At 71.2% G+C, this 3655-nt stretch carries 4 protein-coding genes; all 4 read left to right on the forward strand.

From position 1 onward, the window contains the following. Window positions 1-179: 179 nt before the first annotated feature. The 4 genes from AC4IJH_RS43200 to AC4IJH_RS43215 all read left to right on the forward strand — a co-directional run bounded on the left by AC4IJH_RS43200 (window position 180) and on the right by AC4IJH_RS43215 (window position 3572). Window positions 180-506, forward strand: coding sequence for a hypothetical protein (locus tag AC4IJH_RS43200; RefSeq protein ID WP_330269903.1), 327 nt, complete (start codon window positions 180-182; stop codon window positions 504-506). Window positions 507-589: 83 nt separating this feature from the next. Then, on the forward strand, window positions 590-994 hold the full coding sequence (locus AC4IJH_RS43205) for a DUF6573 family protein (RefSeq protein ID WP_366718829.1): 405 nt from the start codon (window positions 590-592) through the stop codon (window positions 992-994). A gap of 77 nt (window positions 995-1071) precedes the next feature. After that, window positions 1072-1389, forward strand: a complete 318-nt coding sequence (locus AC4IJH_RS43210) for a hypothetical protein (RefSeq protein WP_490857519.1) — start codon at window positions 1072-1074, stop codon at window positions 1387-1389. Window positions 1390-1775: 386 nt separating this feature from the next. After that, on the forward strand, window positions 1776-3572 hold the full coding sequence (locus tag AC4IJH_RS43215; RefSeq protein WP_490857520.1) for a ParB/RepB/Spo0J family partition protein: 1797 nt from the start codon (window positions 1776-1778) through the stop codon (window positions 3570-3572). The last annotated feature ends 83 nt before the right edge of the window (window positions 3573-3655 follow it).

Raw genomic sequence — 3655 nt, forward strand, 5'->3', positions numbered from 1 at the left:
GAGGGGGGTCGGCCCGGCCCGGAGGGCACGCGCGGCACCGCGAGAAATCCGAGAAAAACCCTGGTCAGACCCCCTTTTCGGCTTCCGTTTCCGGGCCAAGGATGGTAATGTTGTCCTTGTTGGAAGGGGATGGCACCCCGACCGACACCACCACTCGAAACCCGAACGAGGAGCACTCAATGCGCGCCCTGATCGAGACCTTCAAGACCATCCGCGCCCGTCACCGCGCGGCCCGCCGGGCGGGTCTGCGGTCGTACACGGTGGTCCTGGACTGGACGGCCAAGGAGTACGCGCACTATGCGCCCGAGGTCATGCACGTCCGCGCATCCTCGCCGCTGGCCGCCGAGATGGACGCGCTGCTCCAGGCGGCGAAGGCCCACGTCATGCACGTCGACCAGTTCGAGGGGCTGGAGGGCCGCGCCCTGCTCCTGGAGGCGGGCAACCAGATGAAGGTCGTGGCCACCTTCACCGGCACCCACACCGCCGTTCACTCCGACCACTTCTGACCCCCCGCCCGCCGGGGCGGCGGATGGCACCGCCGCCCCGGCCCCTCGAAACCCGCACGACGAAGAGAGGCAACCCCGTGAGCATGACCGGCACCGTCTACACCCGCGCCCACGCCATCAAGGACGGTCTCCTGATCGAAGCCGACCCCGGCATTGCCGAAGAGATGGAGTTCCCCGCCCCGGTCGCCATGACCGAGGCCGTCTACCGCGACTGTGTCGCCGTCCCCGAGGCGTACGCCTGGACGACCGGCATCCGGCTGGACGAGACCGAGCGGGAATGGGACCTCTTGCTCACCGCGTCCCGCGCGATCAAGGCGGCCGCAGGCTCCGGCCGCAAGCCCCGGCTCGCGCTCACCCTCTACCGCGTCCCCACCGACGGCACCACCCGCGACGCCCGGCGCGTGACCCTCGTGGCCGAGTCGTCGCCGGGCGACCACGGCGAGCGCGTCATCACGATCATGCGCCCGACGGAACGCCTGCCCTACTGACCCCGCCCGCCGGGGCGGCGGATGGCACCGCCGCCCCGGCCCCTCGAAACCCGACACCCGTAGAACGGAGCACCATCATGGCTACGTCCCGACTCGACCACCTCACGGCAAACGGCACGGACGGCATCAACCGGCGCATCTTCCTGGCCGACGGGAAGGGCCTCAGTATCAAGGGCCAGCCCGGAGCCGCCCAGTTCGAGGAGGTCTACCTGGCCGAAGGTCTCGACGCCCCCGACGGGGAGGCGTGGGACCTGGAGGACGACATCGAACTGTGGCTCACCTCCGGTGACGAGCCCGACAAGGGGCGTCTGTTCTACGACGTGCCGGTTGCGGCCGTCCGCGCCCTCATCGAGGAGCACGGCGGAGAAGGGGCCGAGCAGGACCCCATCGGCTGACGCCGAGCGCCATCCCCGAGGCGAAGGCCCCCGTACCGCCCCGGCCAGCACAGGCCGGGGCGGGCGGGGAAACGCGCCGAGCGCGACGGCCGCCATCGTCCGCTGAGGCATCCGCGCCGCCCCTCGTGCGGGCTGTCCGTCAGCGCCGGCCGGGCCGCGCTGGAGTCGCCGGCCGCGCCTGCCGGTGGTGGGACACCGCCGCCGCCGTCTGCCCGGCCGGTGGTGCGGAACCGCCGGGCGGTCCAGCCGGATTCCCGAGAAAAACCCTGGTCACGGGTACCGAAACCCTTGGTGATCAGGTCCAATACTGGTAATGTTGTCCTTGTTGGGAGGGGGTGGCACCCCGACCAACACACCTCGAAACCCACACCACGAAGGGACTCACCTTGACCGTGACGCAGAACGAGCAGGCCCCGGCCGCCATCGCAGAAGAGGCGGACGCCGGGCGGCTGGAGTGGATCGACCCGCTCACCGACTTCCGTCCCGACGAGCCCGAGGAGAGCCGGGTCATCGTCGACCCGTTCAACCACCGCAAGAAGCGCGAGGACGGCGAGGAGGACACCACCGAGCCCGACCCCGGCCTGATCGCCAGCGTGGACGCCGTGGGCGTCCAGCAGGCCCCGGTCCTGCGGCCCCAGGTGGGAGCGAACGAGGGCAAGCTGGGCATCGTCATGGGCCAGCGGCGCATGAAGGCCGCGCGCGCCGCCGCCGAGAAGGCCGTGGCCGAGGGCCGCAAGTACCGGAAGGTCCGCGTGATCATCCGTGAGGACCTGAAGGGCGTGGACGACGAGGCCCTGGCCGGGTCCATGGTCGAGAACGTCCACCGCGCGGCCGCCAGCGTCCAGGACGACCTGGACGCCGCCCAGCAGCTCGCCCTCATGGTCGACGCCAAGCGGGTACCGAAGGCCCGCAAGGCCCAGCTCGCGGCCGCCATCGGCCGGACCACGGAGGAGCTGGACGCCGCCCCCCGGGTCGCCAAGATCGCCCCCGAGGTGATCGAGGAACTGTGGGAGCAGGGGGCCGAGTTCGACTGGGTCGAGCAGGCCGACTACGCCGAGGTCGAGGACGTGCCCAACGCCCTGTGGAAGCTGGAGCAGGCCAAGCGGAAGGACGCCGACGAGGGCAACACCAAGCGGGGCGCGTGGCGGCAGGCCATGCAGGCGCTGAGGGCCGAGAAGGAGAAGGCCGAGCGCATCGCGGCGACGACGGCCGAGCTGGCCAAGAAGATGATCCCGGTCATCGGCTGGCCCCACAGCTGGCAGTACAGCGCCGCCCGCCCGCTGGAGGAGCTGGAGAGCGCGATCGGACGCCCGCTGACCGAAGCCGGTCACAACGAGACCTGCGAGGGCCACGCCGCCACGTTCGACCCGGCCGACGGCGAAGTGGTCTGGGTCTGCCGTGACTTCAAGAAGCACGGCCACCGGATCATCGGGGCGGCCCAGAACGAGGACGACGGGAGCGAGGCGGCCGACGAGAAGGCCGAGGCCGAGCGCGAGGCCGCACGCGCCGAGGCCCGGCGCGTAAAGGCCAACAACGCCGCATGGCGTTCGGTGCGCGAGGTTCGGCAGGCGTTCATCGTCGACATGTGCCAGGACAAGGGCGAGGCCCCGGCCGACGTGAAGGACCTGGTGCTGACGACGATCCTCGCGGGCCGATACACGTACACCCACTACGTGACGGGCGACTACGGCAGGCTGCTGTCGACGTTCCTGAAGGACGAGAACCTGAAGCACACCCCGGCCGACGTGGTGGCCAAGCTGGTCAAGCGCACCGGGGCCAAGCGGTACTGGTGGCTTCTGTTCGCCCACGTCGCGGGCATGTACGAGTTCGAGCACATGACCGACGAGGCATGGCGCGGCAAGAAGGACGAGTTCGGTCGGCGCAAGCCCATCGAGGGCGAGACGGTCGAGTGGCTGAACTTCCTGAAGAAGCACGGTTACAGCCTCTCCGAGGTCGAGGAGGAGACCCTGGCCACCGCCCAGCAGCAGGCCGAGGAGGAGGCGAGGCGGGTAGCTGAACGCAAGGAGCGGGATGCCCGTTGGCAGCGCGAGCGTGAGGAGGCCCGGCTCAAGCGGGAGGCCGAGGAGAAGGCCGCGCGGGAGGCCGAGGCCGTCCAGGCGGACGAGAGCCACGAGCCCGACGAGGAGCCGGACACCGAGCCCGCCGAGGCGGACGACGAGTAGCGGCACCCAGCGGGCCCGCCAGAGCGGGCCCGCCCCCGGGGGGGGGGGGGGGGGGGGGGGGGGGGGGGGGGGGGGGGGGGGGG

It is taken from the genome of Streptomyces sp. UF-297 (assembly GCF_058245575.1).

Excerpts from the sequence above, each read along its gene's own strand:
- AC4IJH_RS43200 (WP_330269903.1), top strand. The coding sequence starts at position 180 with ATGCGCGCCCTGATCGAGACCTTCAAGACCATCCGCGCCCGTCACCGC.
- AC4IJH_RS43210 (WP_490857519.1), top strand. The coding sequence starts at position 1,072 with ATGGCTACGTCCCGACTCGACCACCTCACGGCAAACGGCACGGACGGC.
- AC4IJH_RS43205 (WP_366718829.1), top strand. The coding sequence starts at position 590 with ATGACCGGCACCGTCTACACCCGCGCCCACGCCATCAAGGACGGTCTC.